Here is a 26,453-nt window from a genome sequence, read left to right on the forward strand (position 1 = left end):
CTTCGCCAGCCGTAGTAGCAGTATTGACAATATTTTCATTCATCAGTGATGCCGTGAACGCGGCATGGAAGTCTTATATGAAAGAAGCCGGCCTGTTTGTCAGAGAAGACGCTGCAGGGAATTTGATTGGCCGAAAAGAAGGACTCCAAAAAGACACTCCTACAATCATCATGGGTTCACATCTTGACTCCGTTCCTCAAGGAGGTATGTTTGATGGTCCTCTTGGTGTGATTGCGGCTGTTGAGGTGTTGCAATCCATGCAGGAACATAAGGTGGTGACGGAGCATCCCATTGAAGTAATCGCGTTTACCGACGAGGAAGGAACCCGTTTCCATTTTGGGATGATTGGGAGCAGAGCCCTTGCAGGAACTTTGCAGCATGAGCATTTGCAACATGCGGATCAACAGGGAGTTACCCTTGCACAAGCGATGAAAGAAGCTGGACTCGATCCTGACCGGATATCAGAGGCGGCACGAGCAAAAGGGTCGGTGAAAGCCTATCTTGAGCTACATATCGAACAGGGAAAGATTCTGGAAAACAGTGGCTTATCCGTGGGGATTGTATCGGGTATCGCAGGTCCTTTGTGGCTGAAATTCACATTGTTCGGTGAGGCTGGCCATGCAGGTGCTACCCCCATGACGATTCGCAAGGATCCGTTAACGACTGCCGCTATTGTGATACAAGCAATAGATAACGAGGTAAAAAAATACCCGGACGCGGTAGGAACGGTTGGGCAGATCTCCGTTAAACCGGGTGGGATTAATGTGATTCCCGGACAAGTCGAATTCACGTTGGATCTTCGCGATATCGACGAGCAGGTTCGTACCGAACTCGAGAATCAGATCATATCCAACGCCCGAAAAATTTGTGACGAGCGCGGTGTGGCTATCCATATAGAAACCTTGCAACGGGTAGCACCTGCCCCTTGTTCCCAAGAAATTCGAGAAACGATTGAATGGGCATGTGAAAAAATAGGACGCAAAACGATGACGCTTCCCAGCGGGGCCGGCCACGATGGAATGCAATTCAAAGACTTTTGCCCAATCGGGATGATTTTCGTTCGCTCCAAGGATGGAATCAGCCACAATCCCGCCGAGTGGAGTTCTAAGGAAGACTGTGGAGATGGAGCGAATGTTCTTTACCATACGGTTTTGCGGCTTGCAGGCGAAAGAAAAATAGTGTAAAAGATGACATCATAAAAATGAAGCCCCGTCCATGAAAAGGATCGCGGGCTTCATTTGTTATGAAAGGATGGAGGTGTCTATTCACGTACATCCAAGCCTTGACCTAGCAATATGTCCTGCAGATTGATATTGTAATTCCGAATCAAATTAAAATTGAGTCGCTTGCTTACATCTTCGATATGTCGCCGCATCAGATATTTGGCCAAAGCGACATCGTTATTTTCGATTGCATGCAAGATTTTGAGATGTTCCCCTGGGGAGTTTGGAGACTCTATACTCATTTCACTATAAAACGTGATGTATATGTTCGTCAGCAAAATAAGTTCCTGCAGGTGACGAACGATGAGGCCATTATTGCACAGCTTTGCGATCTCGATATGAAAGTTGTGAACTTGTTGCAAGACATTGCTAAAATCCTTGTCCCGATAAGCCTTTTCTTCAATGGCAAGTACATGTTTTAGTCTCGCAGCGGTATCGTCTGTCTGTTTAAAGTTTCGACAAGCCATTTCCACGGTATATTCTTCGAGTAAGATCCTCATCTCAAAAACTTCTTTTACTTCCTTAGCAGTTGGGTTCGCAATAGAAGCTCCTTTGCGAGGACTAATGTCTACCAGTTTTTCGTAGGAAAGTTTTTGTAATGCTGTACGGACGGGCGTCCGGCTTACATTGAGAATATTTGCCAATACTTCCTCCGATAACTTGGTACCAGGAGGAATTTCTCTATTTACAATCGCCCTTTTAATTTGTAGATAGATTTTGTCTACAAGTGATGTTTTTTCCGCAGCTTCCAATATGAATACCTCCTCACTGTCAGAACTAGTTCTATTATAGGATTATTTAATATTTTCAACCTATTGATTTTTCGAAAAATATTCAATATAATCAAATCTAAATTGTATACAATTTATGTATACAGTTTTGCACACAGAAAGAAATATGTCAATAAAGGAATCTTTCGTAAAAAGGGGAGGAAATCATTTGAAAAGAAAGCGTTTTTATGGAGTGGCCAGCTGCTTATTGCTGGTATCTGCACTACTGACGGCATGCGGTCAACAAACAACAGGTACGAATCCTGGCAAAGTAGTTGATTACCCGAAAAAAGCGATCAAGATGATCGTGCCATTTACACCTGGGGGGAATACGGATATTGCGGCGAGGATTATTGCGCAGGCAGCAAACAAGTACCTGCCTAATGGCCAAACCATTGTTGTCGAGAACAAACCGGGCGGCGGCGGCACGGTCGGAACGACAGAAGTGGTGAAGACCCAGCCAGATGGCTATGTCATTGGCACGACGACAGGAGGACCTATTACCATTCAGCCGCATTTCGGCAAAACAAAATATACACCAAATGATATTCAGCCGATTATGAGAGTCGTTTCCATGTCAAACGTATTGGTAGTAAGGTCCGATGCACCGTGGAAAACCTTTGACGAGTGGTTGGCCTATGTAAAACAAAACCCTGGCAAATTCCGATATTCCACTGCCGGTACAGGATTATCGGGACATATTACCATGGAAGCACTGAACATGAAAGCAGGCGTGCAAACCAAGCAGGTGCCTTTTGAAGGAGCGGCGCCAGCCATCACCGCCTTGTTGGGTGGCCATGTAGAGGGAGCCATCATTGGTGCGATTGAAGCAAAACCTCACGTCGATTCAGGTGAGATGAGGGTTCTGATCAATACGGGCACGATGAAATCCGAAGCGTTTAAAGACATTCCTTCTCTTAAGGAAAAGGGAATTGACGTCGCGGTAGATGTGTGGACAGGGGTTTTTGCGCCAAAAGACTTGCCTGCCGAAATAAGAGATATCTTGCACGAAACGTTTAAAAAAGCGATTGAAGACCCCGAAGTCATTGAGAAATATAAAAAGCTCGGAATCGACACCGCATATGCCGGACCAGACGATTTCAAAAAAGCGATTGAAGAAGAGTATAAAAATAATGGTGAAGTTTTGAAAGCTGCTGGAATCATTAAATAAAGCGCAAAGGGGTATATAAGGGTGAAATTTATTCCCATTATATACCCTTCTTATAGCGACAGTTGAGTGAATGTAAGGTGGTGTAATCGTTGTTAAAGAAAAATGCAAGTACGTGGGCGGGAATGTTTTTTTTAGGGATCGCCATCCTTTTTTTCATGGAGTCGCTACATTATGAATATATAGGTCAATTTGGACCAGGGCCTGCTATGTTCCCTGTATGGTTAAGCGCCATATTGGGAGTTTTATCCCTCCTTTACATAGCGGAGTCGTTTAGAAATCCCTTACCTTTTCTTGATTTCCTGCCTGCCAAAGAAGGCAGAAGAAATATAGTTAACATTATTGGATTATTGGCTTTCCTTATATGTATCATCTCTTTTACTGGTTTTGTGATTGCGAGCACGATATTCCTTTTTGTCTTGTTTAATGGTGAATACAAGTGGTACACAAGTTTAGGGATGGCTTTCTGTATATCCATTTGCTTGTTTGTGCTATTCGACGTTTTATTACAAATACCACTTCCTGTTAATATTTTGGGATGGTGAGGGAGGAGCGTATATGGAGTCAATGACCTATTTGCTTGATGGATTTGGGAGTGCGCTTTCCTGGTGGAACCTCCTTTACTGTTTGATTGGGGTAACGGTCGGAATGTTTATTGGCGTAATGCCAGGTCTTGGGCCCGTTTCCGGAACGGCTATCCTCATCCCGCTTACATTTGGCATGGATCCCATTTCCGCGATCATCATGTTGTCGGGTATCTATTACGGGGCCATGTATGGTGGAACCATCACCTCCGTGTTGATCAATACACCAGGAGAAGCCGCTTCGGTCATTACCTGTATTGATGGTCATCAAATGGCGAGGCAGGGAAAGGCAGGGACAGCTTTAGGAGTAGCAGCCATCGGCTCGTTTATCGGTGGGACCATATCCATTATTGGATTAACCTTTGTGGCGCCGATCCTGGCTTCCTTCGCTTTAAGCTTTGGGCCACCTGAATTTTTCACGTTGATGCTGATGGGATTGATGATGTTAGTTGGATTAATGGGGAAATCAGTCATTCGCGGATTAATTGCGGCTACCTTTGGATTACTGCTCTCCTTGATCGGCATGGATCCTATTTCCGGTGAGATTCGTTTTTCCTTCGGAATCGTTAATCTGATTGATGGATTGGATTTTGTGGCCGTTGCTATGGGTCTGTTTGGCATCTCAGAAATTCTCTTAAATGCTGAACAGAAAATGAGTCACGAGAAGCCAGCCAAAGTAACCCGATTGCTGCCTGAGAAAGGGGAATGGAGCCCTACCTTCAAATCGATCGGCCGTGGAACCATAATAGGCTTTATCGTTGGGCTCATTCCCGGGGCCAATGCAGTGATTGCTTCCTTGCTTTCTTATTCCGTTGAGAGAAAAATTGCGAAGAACCCTTCAAGATTCGGAAAAGGGGCCATTGAAGGGGTAGCGGGTCCGGAAACCGCGAATAATGCGTGCAGCGGCTCTGCCCTGATCCCTTTGTTCACGTTAGGCATACCCAGTTCGCCGACGGTAGCGGTCCTTTTCGGGGCTTTTATGATGCATGGACTGACCCCTGGACCCGCATTATTTCAGAATAATCCTGATTTTATCTGGGCTGTTATTGCCAGCTTGTTTATTGGTAACGTAATTCTACTGATCATGAATTTACCGATGGCAAGAGTATGGGCCAAAATTGCGCTCATTCCGTATAAGCTCTTGTTTCCGATCATTTTGCTTCTATCTTTTATCGGTGCTTACAGCATAAACAACAGTTTATGGGATGTTGCGGTCATGCTGTTTTTCGGGCTAGTCGGATACTTTATGAAAAAGCTGGATATTCCATTGGCTGTCATCGTACTCACATTCGTGTTGGGACCACAAATTGAATCATCATTGCTGCAATCACTGGCGCTTTCCGATGGAAGTATGTTCATTTTCTTCGAAAGACCCATTTCAGCTGCTTTACTTGTTTTCATCTTCATCGTATTGCTCGCTACGATTTTTACTAGTTTGAAAAATAAAAGGGGCGGATTGGTAAGTGACGTGGAGCTATAATCCACGCTTGATTTCCATGCCTGAATCGATTGCTGTCTGGAAGGTCAGTAGCCCACACAAAAGGCTTACTGATCTTTTTCCTTCACGTGTCAGAAAATAAAAAATAAAATCAAAAATGTTATTGAAATTGTATACAATTATTGTATACAATTTGTTTAATACCAAACAGTCATTGGCAAGCGAAGAAGATAGAGGAAAGGATGGGTTTCCTTTGGAGTACTGGAACATATTTCTCGCATTTTTTCGTATCGGGATTTTTGGCTATGGTGGAGGTCCGTCCATGATCCCCCTGTTTCACACGGAATGCGTGAAAAGGTATAAGTGGGTTACCGCGGATGAATTTGCCGATTATCTGGCATTAGGCAATGCGCTTCCGGGGCCCATCGCAACAAAAATGGCAAGCTATGTTGGCTATAAAGTAAAAGGATGGGCGGGTTCCATTATCGCTATTTCCGCTGTTACGCTCCCTGTTCTCATCACCATGATCGGGCTGCTGCAGTTTGTTTACGCTCTGAAGGAGTCGGGTCTGGTACATGGCATGGTGCAGGCCATTCAGCCGGTAATTGGGATCATGATGGCCGCTTTAGCCTATGAGTTTGCGGTAAAAGGATGGAAGGATGCAGGAAATAAACAGGGATTTGTTGGGATGATGCTTATATCGGTTGTGTTGATTCACCTTCTCGATGTACATCCTGGAATCTTGGTTGCCTTATCCTTGGTTGGTTCCTTTCTCTATTCCACCTGGCAAACGAGAAAGCACGAAAAAAAGTCATTGGATGTAGGAGCATGATGACCATGTTGTATATAGATATTTTTTGGGCATTCTTTATTGCCAATCTGCTGGGGTATGGCGGAGGACCACCGAGCATCCCGCTCATCCAGAACGAAGTGGTAAATCACTATCATTGGCTTACCGTTGAGGAATTCGGCGAGATATTGGCTCTCGGCAACGCATTGCCAAGCCCCATCAATACAAAATTGGCGGGTTACATCGGATATCAAGTAGGCGGTGTGCCCGGGGCGATTGTCGCTTTCCTCGCGACGGTAGCTCCAACGGCTATTGCCATGATCCTGCTCCTCAAGTTCGTCACAATTTTTCAAAAAGCTCCTCAGGTTAAGGCAATGACCCAGTCAGTCCGACCCATTGTAGCTGTTCTGCTAGGGATCCTAGCCTACGAATTTTTCAAAAATGCGGTACAAGGCGCAGGATGGGTACATACCCTTCTCTTGACAGCAGTTGCGTACTTTTTCCTTGAAAGAAAGAAAGTGAATCCGGCGATTGTCATTGCCATGTCTATGGTGTATGGAATGGCGTTTATTCATTAAAAGAACAAACATTCAAAAAAAGGAGAAATCACGATGAAATTTGACTCTCAACACTACCCTTATTCCTCACAGCGCAATGTTGTATATGCCCGAAACGGGATGGTTGCTACCTCTCAGCCTTTGGCTGCACAAGCGGGCTTGGAAATATTAAAAAAGGGGGGGAATGCGATTGATGCAGCGATTGCCACGGCTGCATGTTTAACTGTTGTCGAACCTACCTCAAACGGGATCGGCGGCGACGCATTCGCTCTCGTTTGGACAAAAGGGGAGCTGCACGGATTAAATTCGAGCGGCCCTTCACCGAAAAGCATCTCCATTGAAGCACTAAAAAAAGAGGGAATAGAGAGTATTCCGAAATACGGTTGGATTCCTGTGACCGTACCGGGAGCACCTGCTGCATGGGCAACTCTGTCGGAACGCTTCGGGAAACTGCCTTTCAACGAGGTATTGCAACCAGCTATCCAGTACGCGGAAGAAGGATACCCGATCTCCCCGACCTTGGGCAAGTATTGGAAAAAATCATTTGAAACCTATAAAGAACATGGAAAAGGCGAAGAATTTGCTCATTGGTTCAAAACGTTTGCTCCCAAAGGCAGAGCTCCACAGGTAGGTGAAATCTGGAGATCTCCTGATCATGCAAGAACTCTCCAGTCGATCGCCGAAACAAAAGCAGAGTCCTTTTATCGAGGAGAGTTGGCTGACAAAATTGATCAATTTTCCAAACGACATGGAGGCTATTTATCCAAGGAAGACTTGGCTGATTTTACACCGGAATGGGTAAAGCCGATTCAGGTCAATTATCGTGGATACGATGTTTGGGAGATTCCTCCCAACGGACAAGGAATGATTGCCTTAATGGCATTAAATATACTAAAAGGGTTTGATTTTTCCGCAAAAGATTCCGTTGATACGTATCACAAGCAGATTGAAGCCATGAAGATCGCCTTTAGCGAAGGATTAAAGCATATTACGCAGCGAGATAAGATGATGATCTCCGTTGAAGAGCTGCTCTCAGACGCTTTTAGTGACGAGAAAAGACGTTGGATCGGAGAATCTGCATGGGTTCCGGAATCAGGCGAACCGCCAAAAGGGGGAACCGTTTATCTGGCTACTGCAGACAAAGAGGGCAATATGGTTTCCTTCATTCAAAGCAACTACATGGGCTTTGGTTCCGGCCTGGTTGTTCCTGAAACGGGAATTAGTCTTCAAAACCGCGGACACAATTTCTCTCTTGATCCTTCTCACGCAAACCGCTTGGAGCCTGGAAAGCGAACCTACCACACCATCATTCCAGGGTTCTTGACCAAGGATAACAAACCGGTCGGACCGTTTGGGGTAATGGGAGGATTTATGCAGCCGCAGGGACACGTGCAAGTCGTGATGAATATGATTGATTTTCATCTCAATCCTCAAGCCGCTTTGGATGCTCCAAGATGGAGATGGCTCTCTCACAAAACAGTTGAATTAGAGCATAGCGTGCCAGAACACATCGCACTCTCGTTGGCTGAAAAAGGCCATCATATCCAATGGGCGGTGGATGCAGGCGGCTTCGGCCGAGGACAGATCATCATTCGGGATGAGAATGGGGTTCTTGCAGGAGGGACCGAGCCTCGGACAGATGGATCCGTGGCCGCATGGTAACATCCTTGAATCAAGAGCACAATACTTTTCAATAGGGGGAAGATGTAAATGGAAAAGAAAAACCGATTTGTATCCGTATCGACACCAGTACCAGGTCCGCGATCAACTGAATTACTAGAAAAAAGAAAACAGTATGTTCCCAAGGGAGTAGGCAACAACACCCCCATCTTTGTTGAAAAAGCGGAAGGTGCGCTTCTGTACGATGTAGATGGAAATGTGTTTCTCGACTTTGCAGGAGCCATCGGAACGATCAATGCAGGACATTGTCCGCCTGAAGTCGTGCAAGCCATTCAACAACAAGCAGAACAATATATTCACACCTGCTTCCATGTCGCGATGTATGAGCCATATGTGGCATTAGCCGAGAAATTAGCGGAAATCACGCCAGGCAAATTTCCGAAAAAAGCGATGTTTGCAAACAGTGGCGCAGAAGCCGTAGAAAACGCGGTCAAAATCGCTCGAAAGTACACCGGCAGACCAGGGATCGTATCTTTTACGCGCGGATTTCATGGCCGCACTTTGATGGGAATGTCTTTAACCAGTAAAGTAAAGCCTTACAAATTCCAGATGGGGCCGTTTGCTCCTGCCACCTATAAAGCACAGTTCCCTTATCCGTTGCATCGCCCAGAGGATATGTCAGAAGAAAGCTATGCCGATTTCTGTGTACGACAATTTGAAGATTTTCTTTACACGGAAGTGGCTCCCGAAGAAGTAGCGGCTGTCATCATGGAACCTGTACAAGGGGAAGGCGGCTTTATTGTTCCGCCAAAATCTTTTGTAAAAGGCGTGTACGACATCTGCAAAAAGCATAACATTCTCTTTATTGCCGACGAAATTCAAACCGGTTTTGGACGTACAGGCGAGATGTTTGCTTCGACTCATTTTGGTATTGAGCCAGACTTGATGACCGTTTCCAAATCCATTGCAGCAGGTTTGCCAATCAGTGGTGTCATCGGCAAAGCAGAGATCATGGATGCGCCAAATCCCGGAGAAATCGGCGGTACCTATGGCGGAAGTCCGCTTGGGTGCGTAGCTGCTCTTGCTGTCATTGAGAAGATGGAACGTGAAGATCTTCCTGGGAGATCACGAGTGATTGGTGAAGCAATCCAAAGCTATTTTGCTTCCTTGAAAAAAGAAGTTCCGGTCATTGCAGATATTCGCGGGCTCGGTGCGATGTGTGCCGTAGAATTGATTGATCCAATCACAAAACAACCTTGCAAAGAACTTGTAGCTGCTTTAACCAAAGCATGCTATGAGTCAGGAGTGATTATTCTAAGTGCCGGTGTGCATGGAAACGTTCTTCGTTTCTTAACACCGCTCGTCATCACGGATGAACAGCTTCACGAAGGTTTGGCCATCATCGGTGCTGCTCTCAAAGAATTGTATGTATCCAAAATGACAGCGGGAGTATGATCCTATGAAACAGCATCTCTATATCAATGGACAATGGAAAGAAGCGAAGCGCTATGAAGAGCTAAGCTCCCCGTTTTCAGGGGAATGCATCGCACTCGTGGCTCAGGCAGATGAACAAGATACGGATGAAGCGATCCAGGCGGCAAAGGCAGCAGCACCGACCATGGCAAAAATGCCTGCGCATGAACGTGTAGCTATTTTGGAAAAAGTTGCGAGTTTGCTTGAACAGCGTAAAGAAGAAATGGCCCGAATCCTCGCCTTGGAAGCAGCAAAACCACTGAAAACAGCAAGAGGAGAAATTGCGCGAACCATTCAGACCTACAAGTTTGCGGCCACAGAAGCCAGGCAGATTCATGGAGAAACAGTGCCGCTTGATGCAGCGCCAGGGGGAGAAGGGCGGATTGCTTTCACTGTGAGAAAACCAATTGGGGTAGTAGGCGCCATCACTCCATTTAATTTCCCTTTTAATCTGGTAGCACACAAGGTGGGGCCGGCGATCGCTGCAGGTAATACGGTGGTTCTGAAACCAGCGAGTCAAACGCCGCTGTCATCACTTGCTCTTGCAAAAATCTTCGAAGAAGCGGGACTTCCTGCAGGTGCGTTAAACGTGATTCCAGGGAAAGGTTCCGTAGTTGGAGAAATGCTGGTAAAGGATCATCGCGTAGCTGCCCTTACCTTCACGGGAAGCCCGGAAGTAGGCATTGCGATGAAAAACAAGGCTGGGCTCAAACGCGTCACGCTTGAGCTCGGCTCCAACTCCGGTTTGATTATTGACGAAAACGTCGAGATTACAAAAGAGCTTATCGACCGCTGTGTTATGGGGGCTTTTGCTTTCAGCGGCCAGGTATGCATCTCGATTCAACGCATCCTCGTCCACGAGAGCAAGTTTGAAGAGTTTGCTGCAAAATTCAAGGCGGCAGCGGAGCAATTGGTCATTGGCGATCCGCTTGATGAAGCGACAGACTTGTCGGCGATGATTTCCACAAAGGAAGTTGCCCGCATGAAAGATTGGGTAGCAAGCTCCATCGCCCGTGGAGCGGAAATACTCACAGGCGGTAAGGAGATCTCTGACCGCGTATATCCGCCTACCATTTTGATCAATGTGCCTGCCGATGAACCTGTCTCTTGCCAGGAGGTGTTTGGACCGCTTGTCACCTTATCTTCTTTTCAATCATTGGAGGAAGCGATTGAAGCAGTCAATCATTCTCGTTATGGCTTACAGGCCGGAATCTACACAAACAATATCAAGGCTGCCATGCGCGCTGCTGAAGAATTGGAAGTGGGCGGCGTCATGATCAATGATTTCCCGACCTTTCGAGTCGATAACATGCCGTATGGCGGAGTAAAAGAAAGCGGATTTGGGCGCGAAGGTGTGAAATATGCTGTTGAGGAAATGACCGAACTGAAGCTGATTAGTATCAAGCTTTAACAAATTGCTGAACTCGGTGGTTCTAGAGAATTATCGTCCCGGCACCATGGAGAAACTGGGTCTTGGATACGAAGAATTGGAAAAAATCAACCCATCCATCATCTATGCTGCGGTTTCCGGATTTGGCCATACAGGTCCATACAGCCAACGGGCAGCTTACGACTTAATCGTGCAAGCGATGGGAGGAATCATGAGTTTAACCGGAGAACCGGATGGGATGCCAACCCGCGTAGGAGCGTCCGTTGAGAACGCGATTGCACGCTATGCGGTTTCAGGGAAGTACTCCCAAAGCAACTGGCAATCGGCATCCTTCTATCAGTCCGTTTGCAGTATTGCCCGTGTCGGATGGACATATTGTAGTTGCGGCAGGTAACGACCAACTTGAGAAAGAGATGAGTGAGGTCTTGAGTAAACGTACCGGGAGAGAATGGCTCCAGGTTTTTGAAGATGCAGGAATACCATGCAGTGAAATCAACGATATCGAAAAGGTCGTCCAACATCCTCAAGTAGCAGCACGAGAGATGGTCATTTATCAGGAGCATCCGAATGCTGGTCGTGTTTTGATGCCTGGAATCCCGATTAAATTATCAAAAACACCGGGGTCCATCGAAACGCCTGCCCCCTCTTTAGGTGAACATAGCCACTTGATCTTGTCGGAACTTGGGTATACAGAAGATGAAATCGTACAATTTAAGGTGAATAGGATCATTTAAGTAAAATTTTTGAATCAAGGCTCTCTTCCAACAGGGTTGTAAGAGAGCCTTTACCTTTTTATTCTTTATACGAAGTGGTACGATTAATGGCTTGACTTAAAGCATCATCAAGAACATGGGCATACTGCATGGTCGTATCGATCTTGGAGTGACCCAATTGAGCCTGAAGCTGGTGAGGGTCCGGATTTAACCGTAAAAACTGTGTGGCAAAACTATGTCGAAGCTTATGTACGGAGAGATCAGGCATGCCAAAGGCCTTGCCGTATTTCTTTACGAACTTCTGTACCGTACGCAGTTCAATCCGATGACCATACGGTTTGGTAGGGGAAAGGGCCAAAAAAACAGCTTCTTCACCTTCCGCAGGTTTATATTTTCCACGATTCTCAAGATATTGAACCAAATAAGCTTTCCCCCAGTCACTGAAGAAGGGAGCATCTTCCTTTTTGCCTTTTCGTATCATCTTTAACTGATTTTTTTCCAACACGATATCTGACAGGTTTAGGTTAATGATTTCGGAGACTCGAAAACCACCCGACAAGATGAGAGCAACGATCGCTGTGTCCCTGTCCCTGTTTTGCAGATGATGCAGCTGTTTCCTCTTCGTATCACAAAAGGCCAGGTACCCTTCGTAGACAAAATGAACGAAACGTTGAATCTCCTCATCGATGAGGATCTTGGCCCGAATGGAATGAGCACGGGCTAAAGGCGTGATTTCCTCCACGTTGGTTTCAATTTTGGCCATCACATTGCGACTCAAATAAGACTCCCCATCCTCATCTTCTGCAAGCGCAGACAAATAATAGAACAACGATTTCAAACTGGAGATTTTTCGTGCGATCGTTCGGTCACTGTATTCTTTTTTTGCACTCTTGGTTGGTTTCGTCAGGAACACGTTCCGTTCGTACAGATGGGACTCCTGCAAGTAAATGAGATAGCTTTCGACGGATTCCTTTTTCAAATCATTCAGATCCTCTAAGGGAATGTCCTTCATTTCTGTGGCCGCGGTCAATCCTTCGGCCATCATCCACCGAAAGAAATACTCAAAATCACGCAAGTATCCGAGAAGAGTGGATGGGGAGCTCTTTTTTGATTTCTTATGTTCCACATATTTTTCCACATACCAGGGAAACGATTGGACCTTTTCCAGTAAAGAAATCGCGTCTCGATGCTTTGTGACAGTCACTTTTACACCACCAGTCCTGATTCTTTCTACGTTTATTTTATGGTGAAAAGCGATTGCGAACAAGCATTCCTATTGAATGGACATGGCTGACATAAGCAAGTCTTTTTTATCCGTTAATGATGGTGTAATAAATTCCTCCATAAGCGAACGAAGCAATGATGATGAAAGCAGGATGGATACGAAATTTTCCAATGGCTAAAAAAGCAATACCTGCAATGATCAGTGATTGCTCAATACCGATCGAATATGCAGCGTCTACACTTATTTCCCAAGTTAGAATCAGCATCATAACAGCTATTACAGGCTGTACCATCAAAGTCATCCCTTTTACCACTAATGACTGCCGGTGCCGTTGAATCATTCTCAAAAGATAGATCAGGGCCAATGCAGAGGGAAACACGGTAGCAAACAAGGCAATCCCTAATCCCCACCATCCATAGACATCATAACCAACATAGGCAGCAATTTTGGTTGCAATCGGACCGGGTAAGGCATTTCCCAGTGCAAGCATGTTAGAGAACTCCTGATTCGTTAACCACTGATGCCGATTTACAATTTCTTGATACATTAGCGGTATAGAAGAAGGCCCTCCCCCGTAGCCGAGAACATTTGCCACAAAAAATCCAACGAATAACGATAATAATACCATTATGCTGACACCTTCTCATTTGTCGTTCCTTTTCGTTTAAACCAATGATCCAGTTTAAAATGGACAGTACCGTAGGCAAGAAAAATCAAAATCACAACCGCTGGATGAACAGATATCACCTGCAGCAGGAAAAATGAAAGGAGAAAACACCCGCCTCCTATTAACTTACCTAAACCTTTGATGGCTTTTTCAGCAAAATCATATGCCATCATTCCTAACATCACTGAGATGACGGGCATGACAAACGAAATCATTCCCGAAACCACCGATAAATCACGTAACACACTAACAATCTTGAGTAACATCACCATCGCAATACTTGTAGGTAAAATGTGTAAAAAAACAGCCAAGATCGCTCCCGTAATCCCTTTTAGCCTGTACCCTAAATACGCGGCTATCTTTGTTGCAATCGGACCGGGCAACGCATTTGCAATGGCCAACACTTCGCCAAACTCATCATCATCCATCCAACGGTAGCGGGATACGGCTTCATACTGTATGAGAGGGATCACTGAAGGTCCCCCTCCGTAACCTAGAATACCGGTTCGAAGCATGGCGATTGTTAGCTCTTTGTATGGGTTACTCATGCTCTTTTCTCCCCTTTATCAAATGATCATTGTTTAATTTTTGTAAGTATAACAAACATTATTTCAATTTTGAATATACCGTTGAAAAAATACGTATTATAACGTATTATCAAATTGAGGAGATGAGGGAAGTACATGTTAGATCGAAAGAGTTTCATTCCAATGTATCAACAAATTTCAGAAACCATTCAAAAACAGATCCAGGAGGGGGTGTATACAGAAGGGGCCAAGATCCCAACAGAACAAGAATTAATGGAGCTATTCAATGTGAGTCGTACTACCGTTCGTTTGGCGATCCAGGACATGACAGAGAAAGGTTTAATTGAGAAGAAACAAGGGAAGGGAACGTTCGTTCGGAATACGACGATTTATCATCCTACTCAAGGCTTTAAAGGGGTGTATGAAACTCTTGTAGCAGCCGGAATGTCTCACGAAACAAAATTAATTGGGTATAAAATCGAAGAAGCGAATGAATCGACCAGAGAAGTATTCCAATTACAAAAAGGCGAAAAAGTGAAAACCATTCTTCGCTTATGTTTTGTTGATGGAAAACCGGCAGTCCTGGCACAAATCAACTTGAATCCCAGCGTAATGGATTTCGTCACGATTGAAGAGGCTGAACAAAATCCCATCCATCTCATTTTAGAGAATAAATTAAATGTACCAATAAGGCAGGTTCACCTTGAGATTTTTGCAGAATGTGCTTCGGCTGAAATCGCACAAGCACTATCCATACAGGAAAATAGTGCAGTTTTAGGCGCTGAAAGGGTTCTTTACACAAAAGATGGCACACCCGTGGAGCATACTATGTTGTGGTTTACAGCTGAAGGACATCGTTTTAGTTTTGATGTATTCAATGACAACAACCTACAACTAGATCTCTCATGGAGGGGATAAATGTAGGTAACTTGTAGGGGTAAAACAATCAAAAAAAACATTTGATAGGAGACCTAAAAATGAGAGTTGTTTATACCAATGCAAACATCATTGATGGAGTACATGATCATGAGATTAGAAATGGCTATGTTGTTGTCAATCAAGAAACAGGAAAGATTGAAGAAGTGGGGAATAGACCCTTTCATTCCGATGAACTGGCACAGGTAAAAGCAATAGATTTGGAAGGGGCATGGATATTGCCGGGTCTAATCAATTGCCATACCCATATAATGCGTGACGGAAGCCCTGATCCGGACACCTTCATCAAAGGAGAAAGCATGGAGATGATCACGCTGCATGCATTGAGAAATGCTCAGCGTCATCTGGTTCTCGGTGTTACTACGATTCGTGATGTTGGATCGCCAGGCCTAACCACTTTAGCGGTTAAAAAAGCTATACAATTGGGACTGCATGAAGGCCCTAACGTATATACCTCTGGAACTCCGCTAATTATGACTGGCGGACATTTTCGGATGGGTAAAGAAGTGGATGGGGAAGACGAAGTAAGAAAGGCAACGAGACAACTATTAAAAAACCATGTGGATGTCGTTAAGCTTTTTGCAACGGGTGGTATTTATTCAAAGGGAGAAGAACCGGGTTCCCCCCAGTTGACTCTACAGGAAATTAAGGTAGCAGTAGAAGAAGCTCATAAGAAAAACGTACCGGTAGCCACTCATGCACAAGGATTAGAGGGAATTCTAAACAGCTTGGAGGCAGGAGTCGATACGATCGAACATGCAATTTATGCGGATGATCGTGCTCTAGAAATGTTTGTTGAAAAAGGAACGGTATTGGTACCAACGATGGTTGCTATGACCCGGATTGCGGAAGGGGAAAAATACGGGATCCCCCAATATGCAGTGGAAAAAGCAAAACGTGTTGCAGAAATTCACTTCTCTATGCTTGAAAAAGCTGTCAAATACGGTGTAAAAATCGCAACCGGAACAGATGCCGGATCACCTTGCAATCCTCCTGAAGAGATATTTGCAGAATTAGAAGTGATGAGAAGTGCGGGAATGTCAGAAATGCAAATCATTAAATCTACGACATCCATTGCCGCTGAAGCAATTAGAGCGGAGAATGTAGGCCGAATCCAAGAAGGGTATTTAGCTGACTTAGTGATCCTGGAATCGAATCCTCTAGAGGATATTTCTCGTCTACGTAACCAAAAGCTCGTCCTCAAAGCGGGAAAATCTGTTCATTTAAAAAAATGACAGGGGGTTACTCTTGTGGTATTAAACCGATTCTTTTCCCTCTTCTTGTTAATCTTTGTCGGAATCTTTTGGAAAGCATCTTTGGATTTGCCTTTAACCGAATATAATGGATCGCTAGGAGTTGGTTTTTTTCCCCTGATTATATCAACGATTTTAAGCATATTGACCATTTGCTATGCAGTTAAAGTTTTTGTAAGAAAGTATGATGGAGTAAAGACTGAAGATAAAGAGGAGAAGAATAAACGCAGTATTTTTCAAAATCAGCTTGTGTTTGTCTTTTTCTTAATTGTTTGCCTTGCTTTAACCGAAGTAATCGGGATGCTAATCAGTTTAGGACTATTTGTACTAGTGTCGTTGTGGTTCATTGAAAAAATGTCTTTCTATAGGTCAATCATGTTTTCCGCCATCTTAATGCTTTCCATATATGTAGTTTTTGAAAAATGTTTAGGAATCGTACTCCCAATAGGTTTGTTTAGCTAATTACTGTTAAAACAATACTCTACTACAATTGATTGCAGGGGGTTGTTATGTTGACTGAACTGTTTGCAGGTTTTGCGACGGTTCTAACAGATCCTAGTGCACTATTATGGTGCTTGATTGGAATCACCATAGGCACGTTGGTAGGTGCGCTTCCTGGGATCGGACCCGTATCAGGACTCTCCATGTTATTGCCGCTAACTTTTCAATTAGATAAATTGGATGCTTTGATACTGTTGATGAGTGTCTTTTTAGGATGCAAGTTTGGGGGGAGGATCACTTCCATATTGATGAATGTTCCGGGGGATGCGGACGCACTTGTTTCCACTTTCGATGGATATCCTTTGGCCCGGCAAGGGAGAGCAGGCTACGCCCTTACTCTGAGTGCGATTGCCGCATTCATAGGGGGAACATTCGGTATATTGGGAATGGTGTTCTTTACAAATCTATTGGCAAAATTTGCTTTGGTGTTTGGCCCGGCTGAATATTTTTCGTTAATGGTTTTTGCGATGATTGCCACATGCGGATTGATGCAAAAAAACCCCTTAAAGCCGGTTATCTCCATGTTCTTGGGGTTAATGTTGGCAACGATTGGCCTTGATTCAGTCACAGGTGAACAACGCTTAACCTTTGGTGTTGTAAATTTATGGGATGGAATTGACTATACGGTAATCGGTATTGGTATGTTCGGTTTATCCGAAGCGCTCATTCGACTAGAACAAGGACGTAATTTGAATTCTCAAATAACATTTGGCTATTCCTCATTGTTTCCCAAAATTCATGAAGTCATCAGCAATGTTGCAGCGATGATTCGTGGATCCGTGATTGGCTTCCTGATCGGGGTACTGCCGGGAATGGGAGGGATTTTGGCTACGTTTCTTTCATACAATGCAGAAAAAAAAGTATCGAAACATCCAGAGAAATTCGGAACGGGGGTCCCTCAAGGGTTAAGCGCTCCAGAAGCAGCGGTAAGTGCTGGTGTAGGTGGGGACATCATTACTACTTTTGCATTAGGTATTCCAGGGTCAGGATCTGCCGCCATTTTATTAGGTGGATTGATGATGGTCGGTTTGCAGCCCGGTCCATTATTGTTTAAAAATTCTGGAGACATCGTTTGGGCGGCTTTTGCCGGACTGTTCATAGCCAACATTCTATTGTTGATTATGAATACGTTATTTGTCCCTGTTTTTGCGAAACTCATCCAAAAAGTAGACGCTTATATCGTTCCGTTGATAACGGTACTTTGCTTTGTAGGTGTTTATACCTTGAATTTCAGTTTATTTGATGTTGGTTTAATGATCTTCTTTGGAGTATTCGGCTACATTATGGAAAAAAACGGGTTCCCATTAGTTCCGTTGTTCTTGGGAGTAATATTGGGGCCGGATATTGAGAAGAATTTGAGACAAGCTTTATCCATTTCCAAAGGTGATTTTTCTATCTTTTTTGTGAATCCCATCTCTTTGTTTTTTATTATCATCACAATAGCCATTCTCCTATCACCGATGATCAAACTACTCATCATAAATTTGAAAGAATCATTTACGAAAAATTCTTATCTTGAAAATTAAGTTTAGGAGGAAATGATGTGAATAAAAGAAGTGTCGTAAAAAAAATGATTCACTTTTTATTGATCACCGCACTTGTTTTCTTAGCTGCATGCAGTTCCAACTCGGCGGGAAACAAAGACAACGGTTTACCTTCAAACTATCCTGATAAACCGATTGATTGGTTAGTCGGATTTGTCCCAGGAGGCACTATTGACTTGACTGCACGGCAGGCTAGCAAAATCCTTAACGAGCAAGGCATTGTCAGTCAACCATTTGTCATTAAGAATATGCCGGGAGGCGGGGGAGCATTAGCATTTCAAGAATTGAAAAAGCGCAAGAATGATCCCTATGTTTTAGTGGGAATGTATGAATTTGGCGATCCGATTTGGAAAGGGATCGGGATTGAACCATCGGATATTAAGCCCATTATTCCCCTTGTGGCTTCAGAAGTTTTAGTCATTGTAAGAAAAGATTCTCCGTATAAGACGATCGAGGAACTGCTCGATGCACTCAAATCAAATCCGGATTTAACGATCAGCATTAGTAGTGCCATTGATGGAGTGGAGACTTTTTACTGGGATCAAATTCGACAAGCATATGGAATTAAAAAGATAAACTATGTACCAACAGGCGGAGGTTCTGAGAGCCTTACTCGTCTATTGGGTGGACAAGTAGATGCAACTCTTGGAATTCCTTCAAACGTTCAAGATTATATTAAAACGGGAGACATTCGAGTACTAGCCGTTCTTTCAGAAAAACGCTCTGAAAGTTTCCCGGATGTACCAACATTAAAAGAAAAAGGCATCGATTTGGTATACAAAAGAACGTATGGATTGGTAACCGGTGGAGAAGTACCAGATGCTACGGTAGATTTTTGGTTTAAGGCACTTAAGAAAGTAATTGAAACAGAGGAATGGAAAAAGATGGCCAAGCAGCGCCATTTGGAGATCCCCACCGTTCAAAGTCCAGAGGAATATTATCAATACTATATGACGAGTGGAGAGCAATACCAAAAATATGTGAATAGTTTAAAAAAATAAAAAGAAAAATGTGACTAGTAGTTCAATTACAAATTTGGCAGTCTAAAACTTATTTTCTAGTTTTAGACTGCTTTTTTGTGTATAAGAATTTATAAATTTGGACATCCCATACAGCCGCTAGAAAAGTGTTCGGGGCCCCGCCCGGCGAAGCGTTAGCTAATGCCGGGTGGGTTTTCTTACTTTACGGTGATACATGAGTCAGTTTTCCACATCAAATTTCAAACATATTGACAAACCTCGAATTATCTGAATATAATGATAAAAAAAGCAAAATAAAACAACAAATTGCAAACATAAATCTGAGGCTGGTGGAACAAAATGCAAAATAATCAGTACGATGTTGTGGTGATCGGAGGAGGATTGGTCGGTACAGCGATTCTTCGCGCGCTTTCCTTTTATCAATTGAAGCTGCTGTTGATAGAAAAGCAGCCCGATGTATGTGAAGGAACCAGCAAGGCGAACAGTGGAATCGTTCATACCGGATTCGACTCCAAGCCGGGCTCCATTGAAGCGGAGTGTCTTCGCCGTGCCAGGGATTTATGGCCCGGATTGGTGGAAGATTTAAAAATCCCTTTCATTCCTTGCGGTGCGGTGATGATCGCCACCAACGAGGAAGAAAAGGACTTGATTGAAAATACGTATGTTCCCAACGCCAAAGCAAACGGTGTCCATGTTCAGTGGCTGTCAAGAGAAGAGATTCTACAGGCTAACCCGGCTGTTTCCCAGAGTACAATCGGAGGACTGGCGGTTCCGGGTGAAGCGATCTGTGATCCGTTCTGGGCTACACGTGCCTTTGCAGAAATAGCGGTGGTAAACGGAGCAGAGGTATCGCTTGGGAGCGGAGTGGAACGGATCGAAAAAATGGAAAACGGTCTTCGCCTCCATCTGGAAAGCGGGCGGCAGATTGAGACTCGTTATGCCGTCAATGCAGCCGGCTTATGGGCGGATGAAATTGCTGCCTTGGTGGGAGATGAAAGCTATGCCATCACTCCGCGAAAAGGGCAATTTATCCTGACGGAAGAGCCAATTTCGATCTCCAACATCATCCTGCCGGTGCCGACGAAAAAGTCAAAAGGCGTACTCGTTTCGCCGGTGGTATTCGGCGGATTCTTGCTCGGACCAACGGCTGAAGATCAAGAGGATAAGGTAGATCGATCTACCACCCTCGACGGTATGGAAGCTGTACTAGCCGGCTGTGAAAAGTTGATTCCCGGCGTCCGGGACTATTCTTCCATTCGCCAGTTTGCCGGCGTCAGAGCGGTCTGCAGCACAGGCGATTTTGTCATTCGTCCATCGGACATAGAGCCTAGACTGGTACACGCGGCGGGCATTCGTTCCACCGGTTTATCCGCAGCTCCCGGCATTGCCCAGATGGTGGTCGAGCAGCTGGAAAAAGCAGGGTTGGTCCTATCAGAAAAACAGGATTCGCAACATGAGCTGCCAGATTTGTTCGTGGAAGAGCAAGAAACCGGCGAAATCATCTGCCTCTGCCGCTCCATTACCAGAAGCGAGATCGAAAACGCGCTGCGCCGACCGTTGGCCCCGCAGACAGTGGATGGCGTAAAACGGAGAACAGGAGCGACGCTCGGAGAGTGCCAGGGTAACTGCTGCATACCGAAAATCCTTGATTTGATGGCGAGCACTTCAGCTCCTGTCAAAGGAGTTCGCCACTCTTATTTAGCTTTCACGCAAGGAGAGAAACACGGATGACATATGAGTTGATCATTGTTGGTGCAGGCATAGCGGGGTTAACGGCGGCCCGAATGGCGGCGGAAAAGGGGGTTGAGAACGTCCTCTTGCTCGATTATCAGAAAGCCCCCGGCGGTTTTACCCGACCGTATTGGGAAGAGTCAAGCTTTGCCCAAGAGGCGGAATTGCTGAATAAAGCGGAAAATTTGCCCTATGAAATCAAAACACAGTCGACCGTAGTGGGTTTTTTCCCAGGTGAGCCACATCAGCTGTATGTGCAATCTCCTGAGGGCACGTACTCGGTTGAGGCCAAACGGTTGCTGATTGCTTCCGGGGCATTGGAAAAGCCGAGGGAAGCTCACCGCATTCCGGGTTCACGGCCGGCAGGGGTGATGACACCGATGATGGCGCTGCAACTCCTAGAGCGAGGGTATCAACCGGGTAACCGGATCGTGTTGATGGAGAGCGGGCGAATTACCGGCAGTGCTGCCGCCTTGCTAAAGAAGCATGCAGGTGAACTTCTCACCTTTTCAGGTGCTGAGTGGGAGGTGACAGGCGTTACGGGGTTTTCTCGGCTGGAGGGCATTACGCTCAAAAACCGCGAAAACGGAATCATCCGGGAACAAGAGTGTGATACGTTGATTTTTGCCAAAGGGCGCATTCCAAGCACTTTTTTCTTAAAAGGAACGCAGGTAGAACGCGATCATCATGGTGCCATCGTAGTTGACGAAAATGGCAGAACCAATCTTCCGCATGTCTATGCGGCCGGAAGCTGCACTTCCATGGGGGATGACGATCACGGCAATTCGGTCATCCTGGCAGAACAAGCGATGCGGCATCTGTTGCAAGAGTGATCGAAAGGAGTGTATACGATGAAACTGTCCGATTCGTTTACCATTCAAGCGAAAAAAGAGGATGTTTGGTCCGTTTTCATGGACGTGGAAAAACTGTCGGGATGCGTGCCGGGTTGTAAAGAGGTCGTGATGGTAAACCCGACTCGTTATGAAGCAACCATGGAAGTGAAGGTCCAATTTATGACGATCAATTTTAAAGCGATTGGGGAATTGAAGGAAGCGATAGAAGGGCAGGAGCTGAAGGTGGAAATGATCGGTCAGCCAGTGGCGTTGGCAGGTTTATTCCGCAATCAACTGCACATTTTGCTAAAAGAGCTCTCCCCCGACGTGACGGAAGTCCATTACGATATGGATCTGCAGATGACCGGACGGCTCGCTTCCCTGGGCGATATTTTAATGAAAGGCACAGTGAAAAAGTCAGCCGGGGAGTTTGCCGAAAACGTGCAGGCCCTGTTTGCAAAAAAACAGTCCATTTAAGAAAAAGGTGAACAACGATGCTGCAAGAAGAACGACAGCAGCTTATCCTGCAATGGTTGAAAGAGAACCAGTCGGTGCGCATAGCGGAGCTTTGCAACAATCTAAATGTAACACGGGAAACGATACGTCGAGACCTATACGAGCTGGAGCAAAAAGGATTGTTGAAAAAAGTCCATGGCGGGGCGATATTAAATCAGACGAATGTGGAGCCCCCATACGCGAAGAGAAGCGTGCTGAACCTGGATGAAAAAGAGGCAATTGCCGTCGCCGCCGCCTCCTACGTGGAAGATGGCGACGCCATTTATATAGATTTAGGCACCACAACCCTATTGTTTGCGAAACAGCTCCTGGAGAAGAAGGGGATTACGGTCATTACCAACGCGCTCTTGGTTGCGCTGGAGCTGTCCAAAAACCCCCATGCCAAGGTGATTATGAGTGGAGGTGAGCTGCGGTCAGGCGAGCTGGCACTGTCCGGACCGGTTGCGCGGAAAAGCCTGGAGCCCTTTTATGTTGACAAGGCTTTTATCGGCGCAGGCGGGCTGTCAATGGAGAGCGGATTTACCGATTACCATGTCGGGGAATCGGATGTAAGGCAGCTGATGTTAAAAAACGCGAAAGAAACGTATGCGTTGCTTGATCATTCAAAGATAAATGTAACCGCTTTCACCAAAGTGGCAGAGTTGACCGACATTGATGTCGTAATCACGGATTCTGGCGCCCCTCAATCAACTCTGCAGCAACTGGAAGAAAAAGGGTTGCAGATCGTTGTTGTCGACATGCAAACGAAAAATGAATGAGGAGGTATGACCATGAGCAAACCGAGTATCAAAAACAACGATACGCGCGACATGCAGCATTACCATTATACACAGGAGTTAAAACGGACGTTGAAGCTGTTTAGCTCCTTCGCCGTTGCGTTTTCATTCATTTCGATTACGACGGGTATTTTCACCAACTACGGTTTTGTCTTGAATACCTCTGGCCCTGCAGGCATCTGGACATGGCCGATTGTGACAATCGGTCACCTGCTGGTTGCCATTATCTTCGCAGAGCTGGCTGGCCGTATTCCGCTTAGCGGATACTCCTACCAGTGGGTAAGCCGTCTGGCCAATCCCGGCTTAGGGTGGTTTGCCGGTTGGATTGCTTTCTGTTTTCTTGTCATCGTGGTTCCGACTGTGGATTACGCCTTGGCGCCCATCATTGCCGAAATGTTTGGCTGGGATACCGGGTCGTCTACGCTGGTTTGGATCGTAATCGGTACGCTGGTGGTGCAAGCGCTGCTGAATATTTACGGCGTAAAACTGGCTACTCGCATTAACGATATCGCCGTGTATACCGAAGTGATCGGTATGGTGGGCATCATTCTTGTATTGGGTGTTGTCGTACTGGTCAAAGGCGGAGATTGGAGCATGCTGGTCAATCCGGGCACTGCCGTTTCAACTGGTGGTTCATACTTGGGAGCATTTATTTTGGCCGCGTTGATGGGTTCCTACACGCTGGTCGGTTTCGAAGCGGCGGCAAACCTGTCCGAAGAGACGATCGATGCGAAGAAAACCGTTCCGCGCGCAATGATCTTATCCGTGATTTTAAGCGGTTCCATCGGTTTTATTATGCTGATCGTGATTTCCGCTGCCATTACCGATCTGCCCGCGGTTCTATCTGCGGCTAACCCGATCCCATACATTTTGCAAAATCGTCTTGGCACAGCGGTTTCCGCAATCTTTCTGGCGATGGTGTTGATCTCCATTTTCGCCTGCGGATTGATCATTATGGCGTCTGCTTCCCGTCTGATTTACGCTTTGTCCCGCGACAACGTTTTCTTTGGATCCTCGATCTTCAAGAAAGTGTCGCCTCAGACTTCGGTTCCGACGAACGCTGTCCTCCTGGTATTGATCCTTGGGATTCTGGCCGTTCTGTTTGCAGATTCCTTAACCCTGTTGGTTGGTGCTACGGCCGTACTGCCTGCTTCACTCTACTTGATCACGGTCGCCGCTTACGCGTGGAGACGAAAAGAACTGCCGACATCGGATCATTTTGATCTTGGCAAGTGGAGAGGGCCGCTTACCTTCATTACCATTGCATGGTTGCTCTTTGAAATTGGAATTTTGACCGTTCCTGCTGATTTTCACAAAGTGGCCTTTGTCGCAGCCGGCCTGATGGTGTTAGGTGTGATTCTCTACTTCCTCTTTTTCCGTAAAGGCATTATGGAAGGCCGTATCGGCATTCAAGACAGAACATTTGCAATTGAGAAAAAACAGGATAAGGCGAGCTTCTGATCAGGGAACAAAGGAGGAGTCCGCCATGAAAAACTATTTGCTGTCGATCGACCAGGGGACAACGGGAAGCAAAATTCTGGTTGTCAACCGGGAGGGCATGGTTGTTGCTGAAAGCTATCAGAAGCATACGCAGCACTATCCACGGTCCGGTTGGACAGAGCATGATCCCGAAGAGATATGGGAAAAAGTACGGATCGGCGTGGCCGAGGCGTTGGAAAAGGGAAATGTTCAGCCTGATCAGGTAGCAGCGGTCGGGCTGGCAAATCAGGGAGAGACTGTGCTTTTTTGGGACTCTCTTAGCGGGGATCCGCTTTATCCCGCCGTTGTTTGGTCGTGTCGGCGTTCCGATCAGATTGCGGAACGCTGGAAACAGGATGGCGATTGGGAGCAAAAAGTAAGGGAGAAGACAGGGCTGCGTATTGATCCCTATTTTTCAGCGACCAAGATCCGTTGGATGATGGAAGAGGTGCCGGCCGTTCAGGAAAAAATCAACCAAAATCGGGCTTACTGCAGCACGCTTGACTCCTGGTTGATCTGGAAAATGACCGGCGGCGCGGCTTATGTAACCGACGCATCTACGGCGGCACGGACTCTTCTCTATCATCACCGCATGGGGTGTTGGGATCGGGAAATCCTGCAATACCTGGAGATTGAAGAAGCGTGGTTGCCACAAATCCTGCCAACGGTAAGCACGTTCGGTCACTGTGATCCGGAGGCATTTTGCGGAATTAAGGCGCCGATCCTGGTTAGCCTCGTCGATCAGCCTGCCGCCTTATACGGCCATTTGTGCGTAGAGCCGGGAATGTCCAAATGCACGTACGGCACCGGATGCTTCGCGTACATGAATGTGGGAACGACTGCACCTCCGCCAGCCAAGAACGGACTGTTGACCACTGTGGTTTGGCAGCGGGATCGTCAGTTGACTTACGCGCTGGACGGCGCTATCTATGCCGCAGGTTCAGCAATTGAGTGGGGCATGCAGGCGCTGGGGCTGTATCAAGATCTTGCGGAACTCCAAAGCTGGTCAGAGGAATGGTTGGCAAAGCTTAGATCTGCCGATCAACCGCAAGACGTCCTTACCGATGTACTCTTCATCCCTGCCCTTAACGGAATCGGTTCCCCATACTGGAATTCCGACGCCAGAGGAATGTTCATGGGGCTCTCCCATTCTACCGATCGTAAAATGCTTGCCAAAGCCATTCTGGAGGGAATCGCACAACGGGTAGCTGATCTTCTCCTGGCCATGGAAGAAGCGGTTGGACAGAAGATCACCGCCCTGCGAGTAGATGGCGGACTCACGCAAAATCCCTATCTGATGCAATACCAGGCGAATTTACTCGGGATCCCGGTTCAACTGCCGGCAACGAACGAAACTACCTCGATGGGCATTATTTATCTTTTAGGGGAGGCATGCGGCTGGTGGACGGGTAAAGAGCTGCAGGGAAAAATCCATATGAAAAAAACGTATGAGCCCCAATGGTCCGATGAGCTGCGCAAACAAGCGCGGGAAAAGTGGAACAAGACCATTCGTCTCCTGCTGGAAAGCAGCAAGTAAGCGGGTGAATCTTGATCAAAATGACACTATGATCCAATGGTATAGGTGATTTACCTGTACCATTTTTATTTATCCTGAATTTCGAAAGTAACATTCCTTAACCAAACGAAAAAGTGCTCCAAATCTTTGGTAGAATGGTGTTTGTCGAGAACATCACCCACAAAGAAAGGAGCACCCATAAGGTGAAGTGTACCATAAACATCTCCCCCATCCAAACAGAGT

At 45.9% G+C, this 26,453-nt stretch carries 26 protein-coding genes; 22 read left to right on the forward strand and 4 right to left on the reverse strand.

Going from position 1 to position 26,453, the window contains the following annotated elements:
• A partial coding sequence (locus ACE99V_RS17325; RefSeq protein ID WP_491624847.1) for a Zn-dependent hydrolase occupies positions 1-1,184 on the forward strand: 1,184 nt, incomplete at its 5' end.
• Positions 1,185-1,261: 77 nt separating this feature from the next.
• On the opposite strand, the gene ACE99V_RS17330 is transcribed toward ACE99V_RS17325, so the two are convergent.
• Positions 1,262-1,975 (reverse strand): GntR family transcriptional regulator, encoded by a 714-nt coding sequence (locus tag ACE99V_RS17330; protein ID WP_400492490.1) that lies wholly within the window; start codon positions 1,973-1,975, stop codon positions 1,262-1,264.
• A 187-nt stretch (positions 1,976-2,162) separates the two neighbouring features.
• On the opposite strand from ACE99V_RS17330, the gene ACE99V_RS17335 reads away from it, so the two are divergent.
• The 10 genes from ACE99V_RS17335 to ACE99V_RS17380 all read left to right on the forward strand — a co-directional run bounded on the left by ACE99V_RS17335 (position 2,163) and on the right by ACE99V_RS17380 (position 11,747).
• Entirely contained in the window at positions 2,163-3,164 is a 1,002-nt protein-coding gene (locus ACE99V_RS17335) for a Bug family tripartite tricarboxylate transporter substrate binding protein (RefSeq protein WP_400492491.1), read from the forward strand.
• Between the two features lie 89 nt (positions 3,165-3,253).
• Entirely contained in the window at positions 3,254-3,706 is a 453-nt protein-coding gene (locus ACE99V_RS17340) for a tripartite tricarboxylate transporter TctB family protein (protein ID WP_400492492.1), read from the forward strand.
• Positions 3,707-3,719: 13 nt separating this feature from the next.
• Positions 3,720-5,225, forward strand: coding sequence for a tripartite tricarboxylate transporter permease (locus ACE99V_RS17345; protein ID WP_400492493.1), 1,506 nt, complete (start codon positions 3,720-3,722; stop codon positions 5,223-5,225).
• A 211-nt stretch (positions 5,226-5,436) separates the two neighbouring features.
• Positions 5,437-6,015, forward strand: a complete 579-nt coding sequence (locus ACE99V_RS17350) for a chromate transporter (protein WP_400492494.1) — start codon at positions 5,437-5,439, stop codon at positions 6,013-6,015.
• A 5-nt stretch (positions 6,016-6,020) separates the two neighbouring features.
• Positions 6,021-6,551 carry a chromate transporter gene (locus tag ACE99V_RS17355; protein WP_400492517.1) on the forward strand — a complete coding sequence of 177 codons (531 nt, stop codon included), beginning with the start codon at positions 6,021-6,023 and terminating at the stop codon, positions 6,549-6,551.
• A 33-nt stretch (positions 6,552-6,584) separates the two neighbouring features.
• Positions 6,585-8,192 carry a gamma-glutamyltransferase family protein gene (locus ACE99V_RS17360; RefSeq protein ID WP_400492495.1) on the forward strand — a complete coding sequence of 536 codons (1,608 nt, stop codon included), beginning with the start codon at positions 6,585-6,587 and terminating at the stop codon, positions 8,190-8,192.
• Positions 8,193-8,240: 48 nt separating this feature from the next.
• Positions 8,241-9,605, forward strand: a complete 1,365-nt coding sequence (gene gabT, locus ACE99V_RS17365) for a 4-aminobutyrate--2-oxoglutarate transaminase (protein ID WP_400492496.1) — start codon at positions 8,241-8,243, stop codon at positions 9,603-9,605.
• 4 nt (positions 9,606-9,609) lie between these two features.
• Positions 9,610-11,034, forward strand: coding sequence for an aldehyde dehydrogenase family protein (locus ACE99V_RS17370; protein ID WP_400492497.1), 1,425 nt, complete (start codon positions 9,610-9,612; stop codon positions 11,032-11,034).
• A 16-nt stretch (positions 11,035-11,050) separates the two neighbouring features.
• Positions 11,051-11,407 carry a CoA transferase gene (locus ACE99V_RS17375; RefSeq protein WP_400492499.1) on the forward strand — a complete coding sequence of 119 codons (357 nt, stop codon included), beginning with the start codon at positions 11,051-11,053 and terminating at the stop codon, positions 11,405-11,407.
• Positions 11,298-11,747 (forward strand): CoA transferase, encoded by a 450-nt coding sequence (locus ACE99V_RS17380; RefSeq protein WP_400492500.1) that lies wholly within the window; start codon positions 11,298-11,300, stop codon positions 11,745-11,747. The genes ACE99V_RS17375 and ACE99V_RS17380 overlap by 110 nt, the downstream gene beginning before the upstream one ends.
• 58 nt (positions 11,748-11,805) lie before the next feature.
• Here the strand turns inward: ACE99V_RS17380 and xerS are convergent, their stop codons facing one another.
• The 3 genes from xerS to chrB form a co-directional block, all read right to left on the reverse strand.
• Positions 11,806-12,930 carry a tyrosine recombinase XerS gene (xerS, locus tag ACE99V_RS17385; protein ID WP_400492501.1) on the reverse strand — a complete coding sequence of 375 codons (1,125 nt, stop codon included), beginning with the start codon at positions 12,928-12,930 and terminating at the stop codon, positions 11,806-11,808.
• A gap of 106 nt (positions 12,931-13,036) precedes the next feature.
• The gene (chrA, locus tag ACE99V_RS17390) at positions 13,037-13,579 is read right to left on the reverse strand and encodes a chromate efflux transporter ChrA (protein WP_400492502.1); all 543 of its coding nucleotides are present in this window, start codon (positions 13,577-13,579) and stop codon (positions 13,037-13,039) included.
• The gene (chrB, locus tag ACE99V_RS17395; protein WP_400492503.1) at positions 13,579-14,166 is read right to left on the reverse strand and encodes a chromate efflux transporter ChrB; all 588 of its coding nucleotides are present in this window, start codon (positions 14,164-14,166) and stop codon (positions 13,579-13,581) included. The genes chrA and chrB overlap by 1 nt, the downstream gene beginning before the upstream one ends.
• A gap of 135 nt (positions 14,167-14,301) precedes the next feature.
• Here chrB and ACE99V_RS17400 point away from each other — a divergent pair, with 135 nt between their 5' ends.
• The 11 genes from ACE99V_RS17400 to ACE99V_RS17450 all read left to right on the forward strand — a co-directional run bounded on the left by ACE99V_RS17400 (position 14,302) and on the right by ACE99V_RS17450 (position 26,231).
• Positions 14,302-15,063, forward strand: coding sequence for a GntR family transcriptional regulator (locus tag ACE99V_RS17400; protein ID WP_400492504.1), 762 nt, complete (start codon positions 14,302-14,304; stop codon positions 15,061-15,063).
• 59 nt (positions 15,064-15,122) lie between these two features.
• Complete coding sequence (locus tag ACE99V_RS17405; RefSeq protein ID WP_400492505.1) at positions 15,123-16,316, forward strand: metal-dependent hydrolase family protein; 1,194 nt, start codon at positions 15,123-15,125, stop codon at positions 16,314-16,316.
• 15 nt (positions 16,317-16,331) lie between these two features.
• Positions 16,332-16,796: a tripartite tricarboxylate transporter TctB family protein gene (locus ACE99V_RS17410; protein WP_400492506.1), complete on the forward strand. Its 465-nt coding sequence runs from the start codon at positions 16,332-16,334 to the stop codon at positions 16,794-16,796.
• 47 nt (positions 16,797-16,843) lie between these two features.
• Positions 16,844-18,361, forward strand: a complete 1,518-nt coding sequence (locus ACE99V_RS17415; RefSeq protein ID WP_400492507.1) for a tripartite tricarboxylate transporter permease — start codon at positions 16,844-16,846, stop codon at positions 18,359-18,361.
• Positions 18,362-18,378: 17 nt separating this feature from the next.
• A complete protein-coding gene (locus ACE99V_RS17420) occupies positions 18,379-19,380 on the forward strand; it encodes a Bug family tripartite tricarboxylate transporter substrate binding protein (protein ID WP_400492508.1) in 1,002 nt (333 codons plus the stop codon).
• 318 nt (positions 19,381-19,698) lie between these two features.
• Positions 19,699-21,090, forward strand: a complete 1,392-nt coding sequence (locus tag ACE99V_RS17425; protein ID WP_400492509.1) for an NAD(P)/FAD-dependent oxidoreductase — start codon at positions 19,699-19,701, stop codon at positions 21,088-21,090.
• Positions 21,087-21,923 carry an NAD(P)/FAD-dependent oxidoreductase gene (locus ACE99V_RS17430; protein WP_400492510.1) on the forward strand — a complete coding sequence of 279 codons (837 nt, stop codon included), beginning with the start codon at positions 21,087-21,089 and terminating at the stop codon, positions 21,921-21,923. Before ACE99V_RS17425 ends, ACE99V_RS17430 begins: the two co-directional genes overlap by 4 nt.
• Before the next feature lie 18 nt (positions 21,924-21,941).
• A complete protein-coding gene (locus tag ACE99V_RS17435) occupies positions 21,942-22,400 on the forward strand; it encodes an SRPBCC family protein (protein ID WP_400492511.1) in 459 nt (152 codons plus the stop codon).
• 17 nt (positions 22,401-22,417) lie between these two features.
• Positions 22,418-23,197, forward strand: coding sequence for a DeoR/GlpR family DNA-binding transcription regulator (locus ACE99V_RS17440; protein ID WP_400492512.1), 780 nt, complete (start codon positions 22,418-22,420; stop codon positions 23,195-23,197).
• Positions 23,198-23,209: 12 nt separating this feature from the next.
• Entirely contained in the window at positions 23,210-24,676 is a 1,467-nt protein-coding gene (locus tag ACE99V_RS17445) for an amino acid permease (RefSeq protein WP_400492514.1), read from the forward strand.
• A 25-nt stretch (positions 24,677-24,701) separates the two neighbouring features.
• On the forward strand, positions 24,702-26,231 hold the full coding sequence (locus ACE99V_RS17450; RefSeq protein WP_400492515.1) for an FGGY family carbohydrate kinase: 1,530 nt from the start codon (positions 24,702-24,704) through the stop codon (positions 26,229-26,231).
• Positions 26,232-26,453: the final 222 nt, after the last annotated feature.

Origin of the sequence: Brevibacillus soli, assembly GCF_044759095.2 — a bacterium.
Classification (GTDB): domain Bacteria; phylum Bacillota; class Bacilli; order Brevibacillales; family Brevibacillaceae; genus JBIYSM02.